At 69.2% G+C, this 19,755-nt stretch carries 17 protein-coding genes and 1 tRNA gene; 7 read left to right on the top strand and 11 right to left on the bottom strand.

Going from position 1 to position 19,755, the window contains the following annotated elements; genetic code table 11:
* Nucleotides 1-257: 257 nt before the first annotated feature.
* A complete protein-coding gene (locus EAO73_RS04425; RefSeq protein WP_147970185.1) occupies nt 258-1,436 on the top strand; it encodes a pyridoxal phosphate-dependent aminotransferase in 1,179 nt (392 codons plus the stop codon).
* Nucleotides 1,437-1,494: 58 nt separating this feature from the next.
* Here the strand turns inward: EAO73_RS04425 and EAO73_RS04420 are convergent, their stop codons facing one another.
* The 3 genes from EAO73_RS04420 to clpB all read right to left on the bottom strand — a co-directional run bounded on the left by EAO73_RS04420 (nt 1,495) and on the right by clpB (nt 6,304).
* Entirely contained in the window at nt 1,495-2,064 is a 570-nt protein-coding gene (locus tag EAO73_RS04420) for a YbjN domain-containing protein (RefSeq protein WP_147970184.1), read from the bottom strand.
* A gap of 80 nt (nt 2,065-2,144) precedes the next feature.
* Nucleotides 2,145-3,410 (bottom strand): MFS transporter, encoded by a 1,266-nt coding sequence (locus EAO73_RS04415; RefSeq protein ID WP_147970183.1) that lies wholly within the window; start codon nt 3,408-3,410, stop codon nt 2,145-2,147.
* A 299-nt stretch (nt 3,411-3,709) separates the two neighbouring features.
* A complete protein-coding gene (gene clpB, locus EAO73_RS04410) occupies nt 3,710-6,304 on the bottom strand; it encodes an ATP-dependent chaperone ClpB (protein WP_147970182.1) in 2,595 nt (864 codons plus the stop codon).
* 212 nt (nt 6,305-6,516) lie between these two features.
* Here clpB and EAO73_RS04405 point away from each other — a divergent pair, with 212 nt between their 5' ends.
* The gene (locus EAO73_RS04405) at nt 6,517-6,921 is read left to right on the top strand and encodes a pyridoxamine 5'-phosphate oxidase family protein (RefSeq protein ID WP_143623923.1); all 405 of its coding nucleotides are present in this window, start codon (nt 6,517-6,519) and stop codon (nt 6,919-6,921) included.
* 116 nt (nt 6,922-7,037) lie between these two features.
* On the opposite strand, the gene EAO73_RS04400 is transcribed toward EAO73_RS04405, so the two are convergent.
* Nucleotides 7,038-7,358, bottom strand: coding sequence for a hypothetical protein (locus tag EAO73_RS04400; protein WP_018522262.1), 321 nt, complete (start codon nt 7,356-7,358; stop codon nt 7,038-7,040).
* A gap of 1 nt (nt 7,359) precedes the next feature.
* Complete coding sequence (locus tag EAO73_RS04395; RefSeq protein WP_147970181.1) at nt 7,360-7,611, bottom strand: hypothetical protein; 252 nt, start codon at nt 7,609-7,611, stop codon at nt 7,360-7,362.
* Nucleotides 7,612-7,724: 113 nt separating this feature from the next.
* Here EAO73_RS04395 and EAO73_RS04390 point away from each other — a divergent pair, with 113 nt between their 5' ends.
* Nucleotides 7,725-8,735 carry a helix-turn-helix transcriptional regulator gene (locus EAO73_RS04390; RefSeq protein ID WP_191133932.1) on the top strand — a complete coding sequence of 337 codons (1,011 nt, stop codon included), beginning with the start codon at nt 7,725-7,727 and terminating at the stop codon, nt 8,733-8,735.
* Nucleotides 8,736-9,278: 543 nt separating this feature from the next.
* Here EAO73_RS04390 and EAO73_RS04380 read toward each other — a convergent pair.
* The 4 genes from EAO73_RS04380 to dnaK form a co-directional block, all read right to left on the bottom strand.
* Entirely contained in the window at nt 9,279-9,725 is a 447-nt protein-coding gene (locus EAO73_RS04380; RefSeq protein WP_018522258.1) for a heat shock protein transcriptional repressor HspR, read from the bottom strand.
* Nucleotide 9,726: 1 nt separating this feature from the next.
* Entirely contained in the window at nt 9,727-10,914 is a 1,188-nt protein-coding gene (gene dnaJ / locus EAO73_RS04375; RefSeq protein WP_147970179.1) for a molecular chaperone DnaJ, read from the bottom strand.
* A gap of 82 nt (nt 10,915-10,996) precedes the next feature.
* Nucleotides 10,997-11,650: a nucleotide exchange factor GrpE gene (gene grpE / locus EAO73_RS04370; protein WP_147970178.1), complete on the bottom strand. Its 654-nt coding sequence runs from the start codon at nt 11,648-11,650 to the stop codon at nt 10,997-10,999.
* On the bottom strand, nt 11,647-13,506 hold the full coding sequence (gene dnaK / locus EAO73_RS04365; protein WP_147970177.1) for a molecular chaperone DnaK: 1,860 nt from the start codon (nt 13,504-13,506) through the stop codon (nt 11,647-11,649). The genes grpE and dnaK overlap by 4 nt, the downstream gene beginning before the upstream one ends.
* Before the next feature lie 250 nt (nt 13,507-13,756).
* Between dnaK and EAO73_RS04360 the strand changes: the two genes are divergently transcribed.
* From EAO73_RS04360 to EAO73_RS04350, 3 genes are all read left to right on the top strand, one after another.
* Entirely contained in the window at nt 13,757-14,428 is a 672-nt protein-coding gene (locus EAO73_RS04360; protein ID WP_147970176.1) for a sugar transferase, read from the top strand.
* A gap of 138 nt (nt 14,429-14,566) precedes the next feature.
* The gene (locus EAO73_RS04355) at nt 14,567-16,834 is read left to right on the top strand and encodes a (Fe-S)-binding protein (protein ID WP_147970175.1); all 2,268 of its coding nucleotides are present in this window, start codon (nt 14,567-14,569) and stop codon (nt 16,832-16,834) included.
* A 196-nt stretch (nt 16,835-17,030) separates the two neighbouring features.
* Nucleotides 17,031-17,942: a Yip1 family protein gene (locus EAO73_RS04350; protein WP_147970174.1), complete on the top strand. Its 912-nt coding sequence runs from the start codon at nt 17,031-17,033 to the stop codon at nt 17,940-17,942.
* A gap of 65 nt (nt 17,943-18,007) precedes the next feature.
* On the opposite strand, the gene EAO73_RS04345 is transcribed toward EAO73_RS04350, so the two are convergent.
* Nucleotides 18,008-18,508: a phosphoribosyltransferase gene (locus EAO73_RS04345; protein WP_147970173.1), complete on the bottom strand. Its 501-nt coding sequence runs from the start codon at nt 18,506-18,508 to the stop codon at nt 18,008-18,010.
* A 7-nt stretch (nt 18,509-18,515) separates the two neighbouring features.
* Entirely contained in the window at nt 18,516-19,091 is a 576-nt protein-coding gene (gene dcd, locus EAO73_RS04340) for a dCTP deaminase (RefSeq protein ID WP_147970172.1), read from the bottom strand.
* A gap of 467 nt (nt 19,092-19,558) precedes the next feature.
* Between dcd and EAO73_RS04335 the strand changes: the two genes are divergently transcribed.
* Nucleotides 19,559-19,629: transfer RNA gene (locus EAO73_RS04335), tRNA-Gly, on the top strand.
* Nucleotides 19,630-19,755: the final 126 nt, after the last annotated feature.

Here is a 19,755-nt window from a genome sequence, read left to right as displayed (position 1 = left end):
CCGCCGTACCGCGCCGCCTGCTGCGCGACGGCGCACGCCCCCGCCCGCCGGCCCCCGCCACCATCGCGACGACGACCACGACCAGCACGACCAGAATCACCCCTGCCAGCACACCACCCATGACCTCACGTCCTTCCGTCCCCCGAAGCGAGGCCCCCCGCTCCGCGCCCGTTCCGGCGTGCAGGGGAGATGCCCCCGCCTCCGTACGGCCAAAGCAGACTTGAGCAAGTCCAGAGCTTGCGCGCAGGATGGCGGCCATGACACAGGGACGACCGCTGCTCAACCGCCGCCTCGCCGAGTTCGGCACGACGATCTTCGCGGAGATGTCCGCGCTGGCCGTCCGCACCGGAGCCATCAATCTCGGCCAGGGCTTCCCCGACACCGACGGCCCCGAGGAGGTCCGCGAGGCCGCGGTCCGTTCCCTGCGCGCCGGGCACGGAAACCAGTACCCGCCCGGACCCGGTGTACCCGAGCTGCGCACCGCGATCACCGCCCACCAGCAGCGGCGCTACGGCCTGGCGTACGACCCCGACACCGAGGTGCTGGTCACGGCGGGCGCCACCGAGGCCATCGCCGCCTCCCTCCTGGCGCTCCTGGAGCCGGGCGACGAGGTCATCGCGCTGGAGCCGTACTACGACTCGTACGCCGCCTGCATCGCCATGGCGGGCGCCGCCCGCGTTCCCGTCACGCTGCGTCCCGACACCTCCGCCGGCACCTACCGGCTGGATCTCGACGAACTGCGCGCGGCGGTCACGCGCCGTACCCGGCTGCTGCTGATCAACACCCCGCACAATCCCACCGGCACCGTCCTGAGCCGTGCGGAACTGGCCGCGATCGCCGAGCTGGCCTGCGAGCACGACCTCCTCGTCGTCACGGACGAGGTCTACGAGCACCTGGTCTTCGAGGGCGAGCACCTGCCGCTGGCCGGGTTCCCCGGCATGCGGGATCGCACGGTCACCATCTCGTCGGCCGGCAAGACGTTCTCGTACACCGGCTGGAAGATCGGCTGGGTCACCGGGAGCCCCGAGCTGGTGACGGCGGTCCGCTCGGCCAAGCAGTATCTGACGTACGTCTCCGGCGGCCCCCTCCAGTACGCGGTCGCCGAGGCGCTGCGGCTGCCCGACAGCTTCTACGAGGAGCTGCGCGCGGACCTGCGCGCCAAGCGGGACCTGCTGTGCGCCGGGCTCACGGAGGCCGGGTTCGGGGTGTACCGGCCGGCCGGGACGTACTTCGTGACCACCGACATCCGCCCGCTGGACGCGGCCGGCGACGGCATCGCGTTCTGCCGGGCGCTGCCGGAACGGTGCGGGGTGGTGGCCGTCCCCAACGCCGTCTTCTACGACCACCGGGACCAGGGCGCGCCCTTCGTCCGTTTCACCTTCTGCAAGCGGACTGATGTGCTCCAGGAGGCCGTCACCCGGCTCAAGCAGCTGTGACACACGACGGGGCCCGGCGCGGATTCCCCGCGCCGGGCCTCGTCATGCGTACGGGCGCTCAGGCGTCCGGAGCGGCCTGCTCCGCGCCCTCGGCGCCGTCCGCCTTCTGCTCGGCCGGGGCCAGGCCCAGGCGCTCCAGCAGCCACTTGTCGAACTCGATGGACGCGCGCACCCAGCTGACCGTCGAGGAGACGAAGTGCTCCAGCGAGACACCGGTGCCGATGAGCATCTGCGCCTCACCGATCAGCCGGACCGAGGGGCCGGTCTCCTCGGAGCCCTCCTCGGGCTCGTGGGTGTGCGTGTAGACCTTGGGCCACAGGGTGCGGCGGTTCCAGTCGTCGATCGCGTCGAGCAGGACCGGACGCTGGTCCGTGTCGTGCGGGCGGTCGTAGAACGTACGGACCGAGAAGACCTGCTGCTCGCCCTCGCCGCGGAACATGAAGTACGTGCGGAATTCCTCCCACGGCGCGGCGAGGTCGCCCTCGTCGTCGACGACGTACTTCAGCTCCATCTGGTCCAGCAGCTGCTTGACGAGGTCCTGGTCGGGGACGACGGGGCCCTCCGGTCCTGTCGCCTGCGGTTCGGGCTGCGCCCCGAAGTTAGGAATCGAGGACGGGTCGATAGACATCGCTGGTACTCCTGTGGATCTCGTGGTTTCCTGCCGACGACCCTAGCCGCGTTTGGCCGCCGGGGCGTAGACCGCTCGGGCTACGCCTTCTCGGGAATCATCCCTGGCCCGGTGGCACGGGCCCGTGTCCAGGCCGTGGCGGCGAGAACGGCGCAGGCCACCCCGAGGAGCCCGGAGGCTCCGATGGTGGTCGCCGAGGACCCCGTCAGCTCGGTCACCGCGCCCCCGGATGCCACGCCGACGCCCTGCATGGCGATCATCCCCGACCGGGCGAGGCCCAGTGCCTGGCCCCGCCGGTCGGCCGGGGTCAGCAGGACGAAGGTGGCACCGGCGGTGATCTGGTAGGCGGAACACACCCCGGCGACGAACAGCAGGAGCATGGCCACTTCCGCACCGGGGCCGAGCAGATAGGCGACCAGCGGCACATTCGCGGCGACCGCCAGCGGGCCGAGCCACCGGCGCCGGTTCTCGTCCCCGACCGTGGAGCGCCCCAGCAGGGCCGCCCCCAGCACCATGCCCGCCGGATGCGAGGCGAGCAGCAGCCCCACCGTGTAGGCGCCGCCGCCGGCCTCGTCCGCGAACGGGGCGGCCAGCCCCTCCGGCAGGACGACGAAGCCCGCGAGCCAGCCCAGCGCGAGCAGCGAACGGAGTCTGCGGTCCGACCAGATCAGCGCGGCGGCGCCGCCGACCCGGGCGCCGAGCTTCGCCGTACGGGCCTCGGTGCTCGTCACCGGGCGGGCCTTCACCCCGAACCGGATGAGGGCCGCCGAGAGCAGGAAGGTCGCCGCGTTCACCGCCAGCGAGCAGTTGCTGCCCAGCCACGCGGCGAGCAGCCCGCCTCCGGCGAAACCGACCAGCTGGCCGACCTGATGGGTGATCTGCATGATCCGCTGGCCGCGCTCGTAGCGCTCGACGCCGAGCACGGTGGGCAGCAGCGCTCCCTGGGCGGCGCCGAAGGGTGCCTCGGCCAGCTGCGCCAGCACCAGCAGTCCGGCGAGCAGCGGCAGCGGCATCCCCGGCAGCGCCATCAGCCCGACGAGCACCATCCTGGTCAGGTCACAGCTGATCATGACCGTGCGCCGGGGGAACCGGTCCGCCAGTCCGGAGAGCAGTACCCCGGACAACAGGGCCGGCAGGGTGGTCAGGGCATAGGTCGCCGCGGTCCATCCCGGCGAGTCCGTACGCTCGAAAACAAGCAACGACAGCGCTACACGCGCCAGCTGGTCGCCCAGGATCGACTGAGCGTAAGCAGTCCAAAGGGTACGGAATTCGCCAAGGTGAAAGAGATTGTCAGATCTGGACTTCTTGGGCCCGTTGGTTATCTCATCGCCTGTCCGCTCGTTCATGCGGGCACGCTACCGGCCACCCGAATCGACCTCTAACCCCAGGCACGGGCAGGTTGCCGCAGGTGAAGCGCGGTGTCCTGTTTGGTCGCGCAGCGCGGACCGGGCGCCATGGGGCCACGTCGCGAACTCCCTTGCCAGAAGCGGTGTACCGGGGTCGAGACCGCTCCGGGGAAGGAGTTCACGCACCGGTGACCGGACAGAACGTTTGGCTGGATACCGATGTTGAATAGGGGATCGGGCCAGGCCGGGAATGTGCCGTTCGAAAGTCCGGGCGGCACATTCCCGGCCCACGGCCTCTCTCAGGTCGCGGCGCCGACGATCAGTCCGTCCTCGAACCGGTCCACACGGACCGTGTCGCCGTCCCGGATCTCGCCCGCCAGGATCTCCTTCGCGAGCCGGTCGCCGATCGCCGTCTGGATGAGGCGGCGCAACGGCCGGGCACCGTACGCCGGGTCGTTGCCCTCCTCGGCCAGCCAGGCCAGCGCCTCCGGCGTGACGTCCAGCGTGAGCCTGCGGTCGGCCAGGCGCTTCGCGAGCCGGTCGATCTGGAGGCCCGCGATGTGCGCCAGCTCGTCGCCGGACAGCGCGGAGAAGACCACCAGGTCGTCGAGCCGGTTGAGGAACTCCGGCTTGAAGGAGGCCCGTACGACCTCCAGGACCTGCCGCTTCTTCTCCTCCGGCTTGGCCAGGGGGTCGGTCAGGAACTGGCTGCCGAGGTTGGACGTCAGGATCAGGATGGTGTTCCGGAAGTCCACCGTCCGGCCCTGTCCGTCGGTGAGCCGGCCGTCGTCGAGCACCTGGAGCAGGATGTCGAAGACCTCGGGATGGGCCTTCTCGACCTCGTCCAGCAGCACGACCGTGTACGGGCGGCGGCGGACCGCCTCCGTGAGCTGGCCGCCCTCCTCGTAACCGACGTATCCGGGCGGGGCGCCGACCAGCCGGGCGACGCTGTGCTTCTCGCTGTACTCGCTCATGTCGATGCGGACCATGGCCCGCTCGTCGTCGAAGAGGAAGTCCGCCAGCGCCTTCGCCAGCTCGGTCTTGCCGACCCCGGTCGGCCCGAGGAAGAGGAACGAGCCGGTGGGGCGGTCGGGGTCGGCGATGCCGGCGCGGGTGCGGCGCACCGCGTCCGAGACGGCCTGCACGGCCTCGGTCTGCCCGATCAGGCGCCTGCCCAGCTCGGACTCCATGCGCAGCAGCTTCTGCGTCTCGCCCTCCAGGAGGCGGCCCGCCGGGATGCCGGTCCAGGCGCCGACGACATCGGCGATGTCGTCCGGCCCGACCTCTTCCTTGACCAGGGTCTCCTTGGGCTCCTTCGCGGCCTCCTCCTCGGCCTCGGCGGCCTCGGCCAGCTCGCGTTCCAGGCCGGGGATCTCTCCGTACAGCAGCTTGGACGCGGTGTCGAAGTCGCCGTCGCGCTGGGCGCGTTCGGCCTGGCCGCGCAGGTCGTCGAGGCGTTCCTTCAGCTCACCGACGCGGTTGAGGCCCTGCTTCTCCTTCTCCCAGCGGGCGTTGAGGCCGCGCAGCTCCTCCTCCTTGTCGGCGAGGTCGCGGCGCAGCTTCTCCAGGCGCTGCCTGGAGGCGGGGTCGGTCTCGTTCCTGAGGGCCAGCTCCTCCATGTGCAACCGGTCGACCGAGCGCTGGAGTTCGTCGATCTCGACGGGCGAGGAGTCGATCTCCATGCGCAGCCTGGAGGCCGCCTCGTCGACGAGGTCGATGGCCTTGTCGGGGAGGAAGCGGGAGGTGATGTAGCGGTCGGACAGGGTCGCGGCGGCGACCAGGGACGCGTCCGCGATCTGCACCTTGTGGTGGGCCTCGTAACGGCCCTTGAGACCGCGCAGGATCGCGATGGTGTCCTCGACGGACGGCTCCGCCACCAGCACCTGCTGGAAGCGGCGTTCCAGGGCCGGGTCCTTCTCGATGCGCTCGCGGTACTCGTCGAGCGTGGTCGCGCCGACCATCCGCAGCTCGCCGCGGGCCAGCATCGGCTTGAGCATGTTGCCCGCGTCCATCGCGGAGTCGCCGCCTGCGCCCGCGCCCACGACGGTGTGCAGCTCGTCGATGAACGTGATGATCTGGCCGTCGCTCTCCTTGATCTCGGACAGGACGGTCTTCAGGCGCTCCTCGAACTCACCGCGGTACTTCGCGCCCGCGACCATGGCGCCCAGGTCCAGCGAGACGAGCCGTTTGTTCTTCAGGGACTCGGGAACGTCGCCCTTGACGATGCGCTGGGCGAGCCCTTCGACGACGGCGGTCTTGCCGACGCCGGGCTCACCGATGAGCACCGGGTTGTTCTTGGTGCGCCGCGAGAGCACCTGGACGACGCGGCGGATCTCCTGGTCGCGCCCGATGACCGGGTCGAGCTTGCCCTCGCGCGCGGCGGCGGTGAAGTCGGTGCCGAATTTCTCCAGGGCCTTGTACTGGCCCTCCGGGTCGGGAGTGGTCACCCGTCGCCCTCCCCTGCTCTTCTCGAACGCGTCCAGCAGCTTCTTCGCACTGGCCCCCTGCCCGTCGAGGATCTCACCGGCACGGCCGCCCTTCGCGGCGATACCGATCAGCAGGTGCTCGGTGGAGATGTAGTCGTCGCCCAGCTCCTTGGCGCGCTGCGCGGCGTCCGCGATGACGGCGAGCAGTTCACGGTTGGGCTGGGGCGGGGACACCGTCGACCCGGTCACGCTGGGCAGTGCGCCCAGGAGCCGCTCGGTCTCGGCGCGTACGGCGATCTGATCGGCCTCGACGGCGGCCAGCAGATCGACGAGGTTCTCGTTGTCCTCTCCCGAGAGCAGCGCCAGCAGCAGATGCCCGGGGGTCAGATCGGGGTGGCCGTCCTTCACGGCCCTGCTGGTGGCCGCGTTGATGGCGTCCCGGCTCCTGTTGGTCAGCTCGGCGTCCACGTGCGCTGTCTCCTCCTTGCGACGACTGGTCCGTTCCCACGTCTGACACGGTCAACGTGTACAAAGTTGAGTCTATTCCACTCAAGGCTGTGCGCGCCTAAAGTTGAGTGCATTCCACTCAAGGCGAAACACGGTCCACCCCTCCTCCGAGTGAAGCGGCCGTCACGGGCACCCGCCACCGCAGCCCGGCGCTCCCCGCCTACGCTGGGGCCATGGCAGTCGACGTACACCAGCCGAGCCCCGAGTACCTCGCGTTCTGGCGCGAGAGCCACGTGTGCACGCTCACCACACCCCGCCCCGACGGCACCCCGCACGTGGTCCCGGTGTGCGTGACGTACGACCCCGAGGCCGGCCTCGCCCGGGTGATCACCAACAAGCACAGCCGCAAGGTCGCCAACATCCTGGCCGCCGGCCCGGACGGCGCCCGCGTCGCGGCGTGCCAGGTACACCGCCGCCGCTGGGCGACCCTGGAGGGCGTGGCCCGCGTCAGCACGGACCCGGAGCGGGTCGCGGAGGCCGTACGCCGCCACACGGAGCGCTACGACCGGGTGCCCTCGCCCAACCCGGACCGGGTCGTCATCGAGATCACCCTGGACCGGGCGCTCGGCCGCGGCTGAACGCGTCCGCGCGTGCGCCTGGCCGGACACAGCACAACGGCGCCACCGTGTTCAGGTCACGGTGGCGCCGTTGTGTGGGGGAAGTGTCTGAGCGACGTGGAACGACGGGGGATCGCTCAGGCACTGCGGGGGGTGGCGGAAATGGCTTCTGGTTCGAACAGCTGGTGGTCACGCTGTGCGAGATTCACAAAGATCATGTCGTACCGGATGGCGCAGCGAACCGGCTGCGGCGCGCCTCGCGGCTTGCGCAGGCAGCGGTAGGCGCGGACCTCTCCGTCGTCCTCGCGGGCGACGACGACCGGGTCGCCGAACAGAGTGACCATCAACGAGTCACCACGGTGGGGGAGAGCCGTGACGAGATCGATGAAATGCCACCCTGACCGGTAGGCGGTCGCCATCTCACGCCTGAAGGTGCGGTCGTCCGGCGGAGTAGTCATGTCAGGCGCCCGCCCGGCTCGGCTGAACCCAGGCGATGTCGCCCGGTGTCGCGGCCCGGGCCCGCCACGCGATGTCGGACCCCGCAGCCTTCCCGCCGAACCAGGCGATGTCGCCGGCCGCGCCCGCCCGGGTCGACCAGGCAATGTCTCCTGCCGCCGATCCGCCCCCGATCTTCGAGGCGATGCCGCTGCCGCTCAGGGCCGCGAGACCCAGAGCCGCGACGAACGAGGCGGCAAGCGCCGAGCGAAGCATTCGCTTATACATAGTCGGCTTCGTCCTCACTTGTGGATTCTTCTCCCCCGCACCAAAGACGATGTCTCACCTGGGCACACGAACACCACTGAGTCGATGCATCATGTTCCTGCATGTTCATGAACCTGGGGGGTGGAGAAATGGTCACAAGCGATACAAAGCCGACACATCCTCATGGCATCACTGAGCTGTGTGACGAAGGAAGGCGTCTCTACGCAAGTGCGTTGCGTTCAGGGCGCATCGCGCGGACCGAGGTCGAACCCGCCCCCTGCCTCATGGACTTCGCGCTGCTGCACCCCGACCCCGACGACGCCGCCTGGCTCAGGCCCGTACTGCCGTCGGCCGCGCTGGCGAAGCATCTCAACCCCATCGAGCGCGAGATCCAGGAGCGCCGCCGCCACTCGGTCCGACTCGCGGAATCCTTCGTACCGTTCATGGACATCAGCGCGCAGGACGCACCGACCACCCACGCCATCACTGTGCTGGAGGGCTTCAACCGGATCAACGCGGCGCTCGATCTGGCCACTGCAGAGTGCCTGACCGAGGTCCTCACCGTCCAGCCCGGCGGCGGCCGGAGCGAGGACCGGCTCAGCGAGGCGCTGGAGCGCGGACTGTCCGTCGTGGACCGCGGTGTCAGCATTCGTACGCTCTACCAGCACACGGTCCGCCACAGCCCCGGCACCCTGGCATACGCCGAGCAGATCGCCAACGAGCACGTCGAGATCCGCACCCTCGAGGAGCTCATAGAACGACTCATCATCTTCGACCGCACGGTCGCGTTCATCCCGGCGACGGACGACCGGCAGAACGCGCTGGAACTGCGCCATCCCGGTCTCGTCGCGTATCTCGTCAAGGTGTTCGAGCAGCTGTGGGCCCGAGCGGCCCCCCTGCGCGAAGAGATCAAGTACGACTCCGTACCCCGCGGCCTCAGCGGTGTCCAACGTTCCATAGCCCAACTGCTCGTCGAGGGCCACGTCGACGACTCGATAGCACGGCGCCTGGGGATGAACGTCCGCACCTGCCGGGCCCATGTCGCCAAGCTCGCCGCCGCGCTCGGCAGCAACAGCCGCGCCCAGCTCGGTTACCTGATCGCCCGGTCAGGAATCCTTGATCAGGACTCCTGACCGGATCGGCCCCGAAATCCCCACCCCCCGGGCCGGCGGGCGCGCCACGCAACGGGGGAGAGCATGGCCACGCCCTTGATCAGCCGGGGGAGTTCCCGGCTCCCCCGACACGCCCAGAGTGGTCGGAGAACTACGCTTCCACCACCGTCATCTTGCTGCATTGCCGAAAGTGGGGGGTCGCATATGGGCAAGGACGCGGACATATCGCACCACCCGCACGGTGAACCCGAACTGTGCGACGCCGGCATCAGGACGTACACAGAGGCCCTCACGGCTGGCCGCATGCCACGCTCCGCGCCCGAACCCGTCCCCTGCCTCACCGAATTGGCGCTCGTTCACCCCGACCCCCAGAACGATGACTGGATCCGTCCGGTGCCGCCCTGGCCGACTCCCTGGCACCCGTGGCATCCGTCGCCGGCACCGACCCCAATCCGGCGATCACCGTCCTCGGCGGCATCCCGCTGATCGAGGTGGCCGTCCAGCGAAGCGGCCCGTCGCACCGGAGACCACTCCGGAATGACGGGCCGCACGGGCGAGCAGCGCTCAGTCCTTCGGCCGCTTCGGGCGCCAGACCACGAGGGCGCTCGTCTGCTGCACGTCCTGGTACGGGACCAGGTCGCGCCGGTACGACGCGTGGACCTGGGCCTCGCGCTGCTGCATCGCCGCCGCCGCTCCGTCCACGGCCGCCGAGAGTTCGGCGACGCGCTGCTGGAGCGCCGCGACCTGGTTCTCCAGCTCGATGATGCGCTTGATGCCGGCGAGGTTGATGCCCTCGTCCTGCGACAGCTGCTGCACCGTGCGCAGCAGCTCGATGTCGCGGGCCGAGTAGCGCCTGCCGCGTCCGGCCGTGCGGTCGGGGGAGACCAGGCCGAGGCGGTCGTACTGGCGCAGTGTCTGCGGATGCAGGCCCGAGAGCTGGGCCGCGATCGAGATCACGTACACCGGGGACTCGTCGGTCAGTTCGTACGGATTACGCCGTCGGCCGTCCACCTCAAGCTCCCTTCGCCGCCTGGAACAGCTCCGCCCGCGGATCGTGGTCCGCGGTCGCCTTGCGGTAGGCCTCCAGCGCGTCCCTGGCCTCGGTGCCGAGGTCGGTGGGCACGGTCACCTCGACGGTGACCAGGAGGTCGCCCCGGGTGCCGTCCTTGCGGACAGCGCCCTTGCCGCGGGCCCGCATCGTACGCCCATTCGGCGTACCGGCCGGAAGCTTCAGCGTCACGGACGGCCCGCCGAGCGTCGGCACCTTCACCTCGCCGCCGAGCGCCGCCTCCGTGAAGGTGACGGGCACCGTGACCGTGAGGTTGTCGCCCTTGCGGCCGAAGACCGGGTGGGCGTCGACGTGGACGACGACGTAGAGGTCGCCGGCCGGTCCGCCGCGCTCGCCCGGAGCGCCCTTGCCGCGCAGCCGGATGCGCTGCCCGTCGGAGACGCCCGCCGGAATGCGCACCTGCATGGTCTTCGAGGAGCGGGCCCGGCCACTGCCCTTGCAGACCTCGCAGGGGTCCTGGGCGATGAGGCCGCGGCCCTTGCAGTCCACGCACGGGTCGGTGAGCGAGAAGCCGCCGCCGCTGCCGCGCGAGACCTGTCCGGTGCCGACACAGGTCGGGCAGACCCTGGGGGTGCCGTTCTTGTCGCCGGTGCCGGAGCACGCCTTGCAGGGGGCCTGGCTGGACATCCGGAGCGGGACCGTGGCCCCGTCGACCGCCTCGGTGAAGCTGAGCGTCACCTCGGACTCGATGTCCTGGCCGCGCCGCGGCTGCACCCGCGTACCGGCGCCGCCGCCTCGGTTGAAGAGGCCGCCGAACACGTCGCCGAGGCCGCCACCGCCGCCGAAACCGCCGGCGCCGCCCTGGCCCCCGCCCTGGGCGCCTCCGAAGAGGTCCCCCAGGTCGAAGTTGAAGTTGCCCTGGGCGCCGCCGGGCCCGGCGCGGAAGCCGCCGTTGCCGAAGAGGGCGCGCGCCTCGTCGTACTCCTTGCGCTTATTGGCGTCGCCGAGGACGTCATTCGCCTCGGAGATCTCCTTGAAACGCTCCTCCGCCTTGTCGTCGCCCTTGTTGGCGTCCGGATGGAACTCGCGGGCGAGCTTCCGGTACGCCTTCTTGATCTCGGCGTCGGTGGCGTCCTTGGGGACGCCGAGAACCTTGTAGTAGTCCTTCTCGACGAAGTCCTTCGTACTCATCGACGTCCCTCCTTCCGGACGACCGGCCGGACGGGAGGTCCTGGTGGCCGGACGGTGTGCTGCCAGGTGATCGGACAGGATGTCAGACCTCCTCGCCGCCACCGCTCTCCTCGTCGTCTGTCTTCTCTTCCTTCGCGGCCACGGGAGCCGCCCCCGGCTGGGGCTCGGCGACCGCGACCCGCGCGGGACGGATGGTGCGCTCGCCGATCCGGTAGCCGGGCTGCAGGATCGCCACGCAGGTCGTCTCCGTGACGTCCGGCGCGTAGCTGTGCATCAGGGCCTCGTGGACCGTCGGGTCGAAGGGCTCGCCCTCCTTGCCGAACTGCTGGAGGCCCAGCTTGGCAACGACCGTCTCCAGCGATTCGGCCACCGACTTGAACCCGCCCACGAGCTCACCGTGCTCCCGGGCGCGGCCGACGTCGTCGAGCACGGGCAGGAGCTCGGACAGGAGGTTCGCGACGGCGATCTCCTTGACCGTGACCCGGTCCCGCTCCACGCGGCGGCGGTAGTTCTGGTACTCGGCCTGGAGCCGCTGGAGGTCGCCGGTGCGCTCGCCGAGCGCCGTGCGGGCCTGGTCCAGCTGCGCGGTCAGGGCCGTGACCCGGTTCGCGTCGTCCCCGGCCGGGGCCGCCGCCTCCTCCTCGGAGGGGGTGGCGGCCTTCGGCTCGGCGTCGTCAGGGGTGGCGCCGGAGGGGACGTCGGGCTTCTCCTCGAAGCCCGGAGTCTCCTCGGTCACGCCGCACCGCCCTTGGAGTCCTTCTCGTCGTCGACGATCTCGGCGTCGACGACATCGTCCTGGGCGTCGCCCTGCGCCTGCTCGGCACCGGGCTGCGCGTCGGCCTGCGGGCCACCCTCGGCCTGGGCGTTGGCGTACATCGCCTGGCCCAGCTTCTGGGAGACGGCCGCGACCTTCTCGGTGGCCGTGCGGATCTCGGCGGTGTCCTCGCCCTTGAGCTTCTCCTTCAGCTCGGTGAGCGCGGTCTCCACCTCCGTCTTCACGTCACCGGGGACCTTGTCCTCGTTGTCCTTGAGGAACTTCTCCGTCTGGTAGACGAGCTGCTCGCCCTGGTTGCGCGACTCGGCGGCCTCGCGGCGGGCGTGGTCCTCCTCCGCGTACTTCTCGGCCTCCTCACGCATCCGGTTGACCTCGTCCTTCGGCAGCGAGGAGCCGCCGGTGACGGTCATCTTCTGCTCCTTGCCGGTGCCGAGGTCCTTCGCGGCGACGTGCATGATGCCGTTGGCGTCGATGTCGAACGCGACCTCGATCTGCGGGACACCGCGCGGGGCCGGCGGCAGACCGGTCAGCTCGAACATCCCGAGCTTCTTGTTGTACGCCGCGATCTCGCGCTCGCCCTGGTAGACCTGGATCTGCACGGACGGCTGGTTGTCCTCGGCCGTCGTGAAGATCTCGGAACGCTTGGTCGGGATCGTGGTGTTGCGCTCGATGAGCTTGGTCATGATCCCTCCCTTGGTCTCGATACCGAGGGACAGCGGGGTGACGTCGAGGAGCAGGACGTCCTTGACCTCGCCCTTGAGGACACCGGCCTGGAGCGAGGCGCCGATGGCGACGACCTCGTCCGGGTTCACACCCTTGTTGGCCTCCTGGCCGCCGGTCAGCTCCTTGACGAGCTCGGCGACGGCCGGCATGCGGGTGGAGCCACCGACGAGAACGACGTGGTCGATCTCGGAGAGCTGGATGCCCGCGTCCTTGATGACGTTGTGGAACGGGGTCTTGCAGCGGTCCAGGAGGTCTGCGGTGAGCTGCTGGAACTGCGAGCGCGTGAGCTTCTCGTCCAGGTGCAGCGGGCCCTCGGCGGACGCCGTGATGTACGGCAGGTTGATCGTGGTCTCCGTCGAGGAGGACAGCTCGATCTTCGCCTTCTCCGCGGCCTCGCGGAGACGCTGGAGAGCCATCTTGTCCTTGGACAGGTCCACGCCGTGGCCGTTGGCGAACTGCTTCACCAGGTAGTCGACGACGCGCTGGTCCCAGTCGTCACCACCGAGGTGGTTGTCACCGTTGGTGGCCTTCACCTCGACGACGCCGTCGCCGATCTCCAGCAGGGACACGTCGAAGGTGCCGCCACCGAGGTCGAAGACGAGGATCGTCTGGTCGTCCTTGTCGAGCCCGTACGCCAGCGCGGCGGCGGTCGGCTCGTTGACGATGCGCAGGACGTTCAGGCCCGCGATCTCGCCGGCCTCCTTGGTCGCCTGGCGCTCGGAGTCGTTGAAGTACGCCGGGACGGTGATCACCGCGTCGGTGACCTTCTCGCCCAGGTACGACTCGGCGTCCCGCTTCAGCTTCTGCAGGATGAAGGCGCTCATCTGCTGCGGGTTGAAGCTCTTGCCGTCCAGGTCGATCTTCCAGTCAGTGCCCATGTGGCGCTTGACGGAGCGGATGGTCCTGTCGACGTTGGTCACCGCCTGGCGCTTGGCGACCTCGCCGACCAGCACCTCGCCGTTCTTCGCGAAGGCGACGACGGACGGCGTGGTCCTGGCGCCCTCTGCGTTGGTGATGACGGTGGGCTCGCCGCCTTCGAGAACGCTGACGACGGAGTTAGTCGTGCCCAGGTCGATGCCGACCGCACGTGCCATTTTCGATTCCTCCAACTGACTACTTGAGTGGATCTGACTCAAGGATGCACGACACCCGTCACGGAGTCAACAGACCTGAGTCGAGGGGGCTCAACTTACGTGCATCCACTCCGCGCCACCGGCGACACCAGGCGCCCCATGGGCCGCGCAGCCCTCCTCCATCATGGCCGCATGGGATCGTTCTGTCACAAAATGCCGCGAGCAGCGCAAAACCGGCATCCGATCCGCCGATTCCAGGCAGGTGCGAACGATGCGTACACAGGGACAGTGGGGAAGAGGGCCCCGGCCGCGCCCCTGGCGGCCGCCACGCGTGCCGCGTACAGCGGCCGCGCGCGCGTACCTGCGGGCACGGATCCCCACCCCTCTTCCCCGCCCGACCGCCAAACGCACCCTCGACGTGGCCCTCGGTTCGGCCCTGCTCCTCCTCGCCTCCCCTTTACTGGCGGCGGCCGCCCTGGCGCTCGCCGTACAGGGCCGCCCGGTCACGAGGCGCTCCCCCCGCGTCGGGCTGCACGGCACGCCCTTCGTCCTGCGCTCGCTGCACACCCGGTGGCTGAAGCTGGACGTGGTTTCGCGCCTGCACCACGTGGTACGCGGCGAGCTGTCCATCGTGGGGCCGGCGCCGCTCGCCCCGGGCGACGCGAGGAACGGCGCCGAGGGTGCGCGCCGCTGGCGCCAGGAGCTGAAGCCCGGCCTGACCGGCCTGGCCCAGGTCCGGCACCGCTCCGGGATGCCATGGGACGAGGCCGCGCTGCTGGACCAGCACTACGCGGAGCACCAGGGGCTGCCGCTGGACCTTGCGGTCCTCGCCGAGGCCGTGCGCGTACCCCTCCGCGAGGCGGCCCATGCCCTGCGGTGGCGCGGCAAGGCACACCTGAGCGACACAGATCACCGCCTGCCCGGCTACAGGACGGCGGAATAAGTGGATAGTGTCAGCACAGACTGATTAAGTTACTGCTTAGTAGTAGCGATACTCGTGGTTCCGGTGCTCACCGGAAGGCGCCGTACTCGCTAGTAGACGCTGGATCGATCCCACCCTCGCAGGCCCGAGGAGCCCCCAATGCAACTCGCCGCGATCATCGTGTCGCTGGTGCTGACCGTGGTCGGCGTTGCGCTCATCGCCCGAGCCGTCGCGCAGATCTACCGGTTCGTCACGCTCGGACAGCCGGTTCCGGCCGGCAGCCGCACCGATGCCGTGAAACAGCGCACGATCACCCTGGCCAAGGAGTTCGTCGGCCACACCAGGATGAACCGATGGGGCATCATCGGCATCGCCCACTGGTTCGTCGCCGTCGGCTTCCTGACCCTCGGCCTGACCATCGTCACGGCGTACGGTCAGCTGTTCAAGGCCGACTGGGTCCTCCCCGTCCTCGGCGGCTGGCTGCCGTACGAGGTGTACACGGAGTTCATCGCGCTCGCGACGACGGTGGGCATCCTGGTCCTCATCGCGATCCGCCAGCTCAACCTGCCCTCCCGGGCGGGCCGCAAGTCGCGGTTCGCGGGGTCGAAGATGGGCCAGGCGTACTTCGTCGAGGCCGTCATCCTCGTCATCGGTCTCGCGATCATGACGCTGCGCGGCCTTGAGGGCGCCCTTCATCACGTGGACGGCTACGAGGCCGCGTACTTCGCCTCGTACCCCCTGGTCGCGGCCTTCAAGGGGCTCAGCCTCGGCACGCTCCAGAACCTCGTCTACCTGACCGCCATGATCAAGCTCGGCGTCACCATGACCTGGGCGATCACCGTCGGCCTCAACACGAACATGGGTGTCGCCTGGCACCGCTTCCTGGCCTTCCCGAACATCTGGTTCAAGCGGAACGCCGACGGCGCGGTCGCGCTGGGCGCGCTGCAGCCGATGACCACGGGCGGCAAGGAGATCGACTGGGAGGACCCGGCCGACGACGCCGTCTTCGGTGTCTCCCAGGTCGAGCAGTTCTCCTGGAAGGGCATCCTCGATTTCTCCACCTGCACCGAGTGCGGCCGCTGCCAGTCGCAGTGCCCCGCCTGGAACACCGGCAAGCCGCTCTCGCCGAAGCTCCTGATCATGTCCCTGCGCGACCACGCGCACGCCAAGGCCCCCTACCTGCTGGCCGGCGGCGGCAAGGACATGGAGGGCGAGGAGAAGGCGACCGAGGAGCAGCTCAAGGACGTTCCCGCGGCCGCCCTCGCGGAGGCCGAGCGTCCGCTGATCGGTACGGTCGAGGAGAACGGCGTCATCGACCCGGACGTCCTCTGGTCCTGCACCACCTGCGGTGCGTGTGTGGAGCAGTGCCCGGTCGACATCGAGCACATCGACCACATCGTCGACATGCGCCGCTACCAGGTGATGATCGAGTCGGCGTTCCCGTCCGAGGCGGGAACCATGCTCAAGAACCTGGAGAAGAAGGGGAACCCCTGGGGGCTCGCCAAGAAGCAGCGCGTCGAGTGGACCAAGGAAGTCGACTTCGAGGTTCCGATCGTCGGGAAGGACGTCGAGGACCTCACCGAGGTCGACTACCTCTACTGGGTCGGCTGCGCCGGCGCCCTGGAGGACCGCGCCAAGAAGACCACCAAGGCCTTCGCGGAGCTGCTGCACATCGCGGGCGTCAAGTTCGCGATCATGGGCGGCGACGAGAAGTGCACCGGTGACTCGGCCCGCCGCCTCGGCAACGAGCCGCTGTTCCAGCAGCTCGGCGCGGAGAACGTCGCGATGCTGAACATTGCGTTCGGCGAGGACGACGAGGACGACTCGACGAAGAAGGCCAAGGCCTCGAAGAAGATCGTCGCGACCTGCCCGCACTGCTTCAACACGATCGCGAACGAGTACCCGCAGCTCGGCGGCGAGTACGAGGTCATCCACCACACGCAGCTGCTCCAGCACCTCATCGACGAGGGCAAGCTGATCCCGGTGACCCCGGTCGAGGGTCTGATCACGTACCACGACCCCTGCTACCTGGGCCGCCACAACAAGATCTACACGCCTCCGCGCGAGATCATCGCGAAGGTCCCGGGCCTGCGGAACGAGGAGATGCACCGCCACAAGGAGCGCGGCTTCTGCTGCGGCGCCGGTGGTGCCCGGATGTGGATGGAGGAGCGGATCGGCAAGCGCATCAACAACGAGCGTGTCGACGAGGCCCTCGCCCTCAACCCGGACATCGTCTCCACGGCCTGCCCGTTCTGCCTGGTCATGCTGACCGACTCGGTCAACGGCAAGAAGAACGACGGCAAGGCGAAGGAGTCCATCCAGGTGGTGGACGTGTCCCAGCTGCTGCTCGACTCCGTGAAGACGCCGGCCGACCCGGCGGGCGAAGCGGAATCGGCGGACGAACCGGAGCCGGAACCGGTGAAGTAGCCGGACCGGCGCCACGGCGCGGCGAAGCGGTCGGACCTGCCTCGGGGGCAGGACCGGCCGCTTCCGCGTTCCCCCCCGACGGATGCTGGGGACAACCCCCGGGGGTCCCCTTAGGGGATGTCACATCTACGCGTCAAAGGCCGGTACTTCCCCGGCCCCGGGCCCCCGTAACCGGCGGAGCAGGTACGTTCGACGAGTGGCTGGATTCAGGATCGGACGCGGCCGGGACAACCGCACCCCGCAGCAAGGGCAACAGCAACCGCGGCAGCAGCCGTACGGCAATCAGGCACCGCCGCCGCCGTACGGGCAGCAGCAATGGCCGCCGACGGGAGGACAGGGCGCCCCGCACCACGGCGCACCGGGCTACCACGACGGCGGCGGCTACCGGGGCGGCGGCCCCGACGAGCCGGAGTACTTCGCCGACCCGTACCCGCAGCAGGGCGGCGGGCACCACGGTGATCCGTACGCGAACAACCCCGGCCACACCCAGGCGTTCCGCATCGACGAGGAGCCGTACGGCGACGGCAGCGCCTACCGCGCCGGCCAGGCGCCCGCCGCGCCCGTGGGCCCGCGCCTGCACTGGAAGCAGCTGCTGAGCGGCATCGTGACGCGCCCCAGCCCGACGTTCTGGCAGATGCGGGACTACCCGGTCTGGGGCCCGGCCCTGGTCGTGACGTTCCTCTACGGCCTGCTGGCCCTCTTCGGCTTCGACCAGGCGCGCGACGACGCGATCCACGCCCCGGTCTCCAGCGCCGTCCCCTACGTGATCCTCACGGGCGTCTGCTTCGTGCTCGGCGGCCTGGTCCTGGGCGCCGTCACCCACACACTGGCCCGCCAGCTCGGCGGCGACGGCGCGTGGCAGCCGACGGTCGGCCTGTCCATGCTGATCATGTCGATCACGGACGTGCCGCGCCTGGTCTTCGCGATGTTCCTGGGCGGCGAGAACTCGCTGGTCGTCATCCTCGGCTGGGTCACCTGGCTGGCCGCGGCGGCGCTGCTCACCTCGATGGTGAGCAAGTCGCACGACCTGCCGTGGCCGAAGGCGCTGGGCGCCTCGGCGATCCAGCTGCTGGCGCTGGTGTCGATCCTGAAGCTTGGCACGATCTGACGCCTGCACGACGCGCACGTAAAAGGGCCCCGGAACGACCGGGGCCCTTTTACGTATTCACGCGATCACGCGTCGAGAACCTGCCCGCTGCGCCGCACGACCGGCTTCTCCACACTCCATGGGAAGTTGATCCAGTTGTCGGTCTTCTTCCACACGTACTCGCATTTCACGAGCGAGTGGGACTTCTCGTAGATGACCGCGGAACGCACCTCGGCGACATGGTCGATGCAGAAGTCGCGGACCAGCTTCAGCGTCTTCCCGGTGTCGGCGACGTCATCGGCGATCAGGACCTTCTTGTCCGAGAAGTCGATGACGTTCGGCACGGGTGCCAGCATGACGGGCATTTCCAGGGTGGTGCCCACGCCGGTGTAGAACTCGACGTTCACCAGGTGGATGTTCTTGCAGTCCAGCGCGTACGCCAGACCGCCCGCGACGAACACCCCGCCGCGCGCGATGCTCAGCACCACGTCCGGCTCGAACCCGTCGTCGGCCACGGCCTGCGCCAGCTCGCGTACGGCGTGCCCGAAGCCGTCGTACGTCAGGTTCTCCCGCACATCGTCAGTCATCGGGTCCTCACACCTGCGTCCGGTGGAAATTCATGAAGGAGCGCGACGCGGTCGGACCGCGCTGCCCCTGATAACGCGACCCGTACCGCTCGGAGCCGTAAGGGAACTCCGACGGAGAACTCAGCCGGAACATGCACAGCTGACCGATCTTCATTCCCGGCCACAGCTTTATCGGCAGCGTCGCCAGATTCGACAGCTCCAGGGTCACGTGCCCGGAGAATCCGGGGTCGATGAACCCGGCGGTGGAATGCGTGACCAGCCCGAGCCGGCCGAGGGAACTCTTGCCCTCCAGCCGCGAGGCGAGATCGTCGGGCAGCGAGATGACCTCGTACGTCGACGCCAGCACGAACTCGCCGGGGTGCAGGATGAACGCCTCGTCCCCGTCCGGTTCGACGGTGCGCGTCAGATCCACCTGCTCGACGGCCGGGTCGATGTGCGGATAGCGGTGGTTCTCGAACACCCGGAAGTAGCGGTCGAGCCGCACATCGATGCTCGAGGGCTGCACCATCGACGCGTCGAATGGATCAATGCGTACGCGTCCGGCGTCGATCTCGGCGCGGATGTCCTTGTCTGAGAGAAGCACCCACCGAGGATACGCAGAACGCGCGGACCCGCCCTCATCGGGCCGCCCCGCGCGCCTGTCGTCCGTTACCTACCGCTGCTCGAACACCACGGGCACGGCATGCCGCAACCGAGCGCACCGGGGACACCGGATGAGCCTCCCGGGCCCGATCCGCCCTGCCCCGAGCTGCTGCATCGGAAACGAGGTGGTAGCGAAAACGTGCCCTTCGGCACAGCGGACGACGGTGCGCTCCATGGAGTCCATCAAGTCCCTTCCCCATCAAGCCGTGGACGAGACCGCCACATTAGGGGATGAACAGGACGCCACTCCACGCGGCACTCCGACACCCACGCTACGCCCCCAACTCCCGCGCCCGACACCCGCATCACCGCCCCCTCACCCCCTCGCCCACGGACGACGGCGCGACGGGATCGCGATGGGGTAAGGTGAGTCACGATGCACCACTGGAGACAGCGGCTGACATTTTCGCGGGTGTAGTTTAATGGTAGAACATGAGCTTCCCAAGCTCAGAGCGCGAGTTCGATTCTCGTCACCCGCTCTTCCATGAACCCCCAGGTCATCGACCTGGGGGTTCGTCGTTGTCTAGCCCTTCCTGAGCGCCTTGCAACCACCTCCGCACCACCTGACCCCTTTTTGCGGCACTCGCGGCCGCTCTTTGTCCGCC

It is taken from the genome of Streptomyces sp. col6, assembly GCF_008042035.1.
Classification (GTDB): Bacteria; Actinomycetota; Actinomycetes; order Streptomycetales; family Streptomycetaceae; genus Streptomyces.
This window is presented reverse-complemented; position numbering and strand designations above follow the sequence as displayed.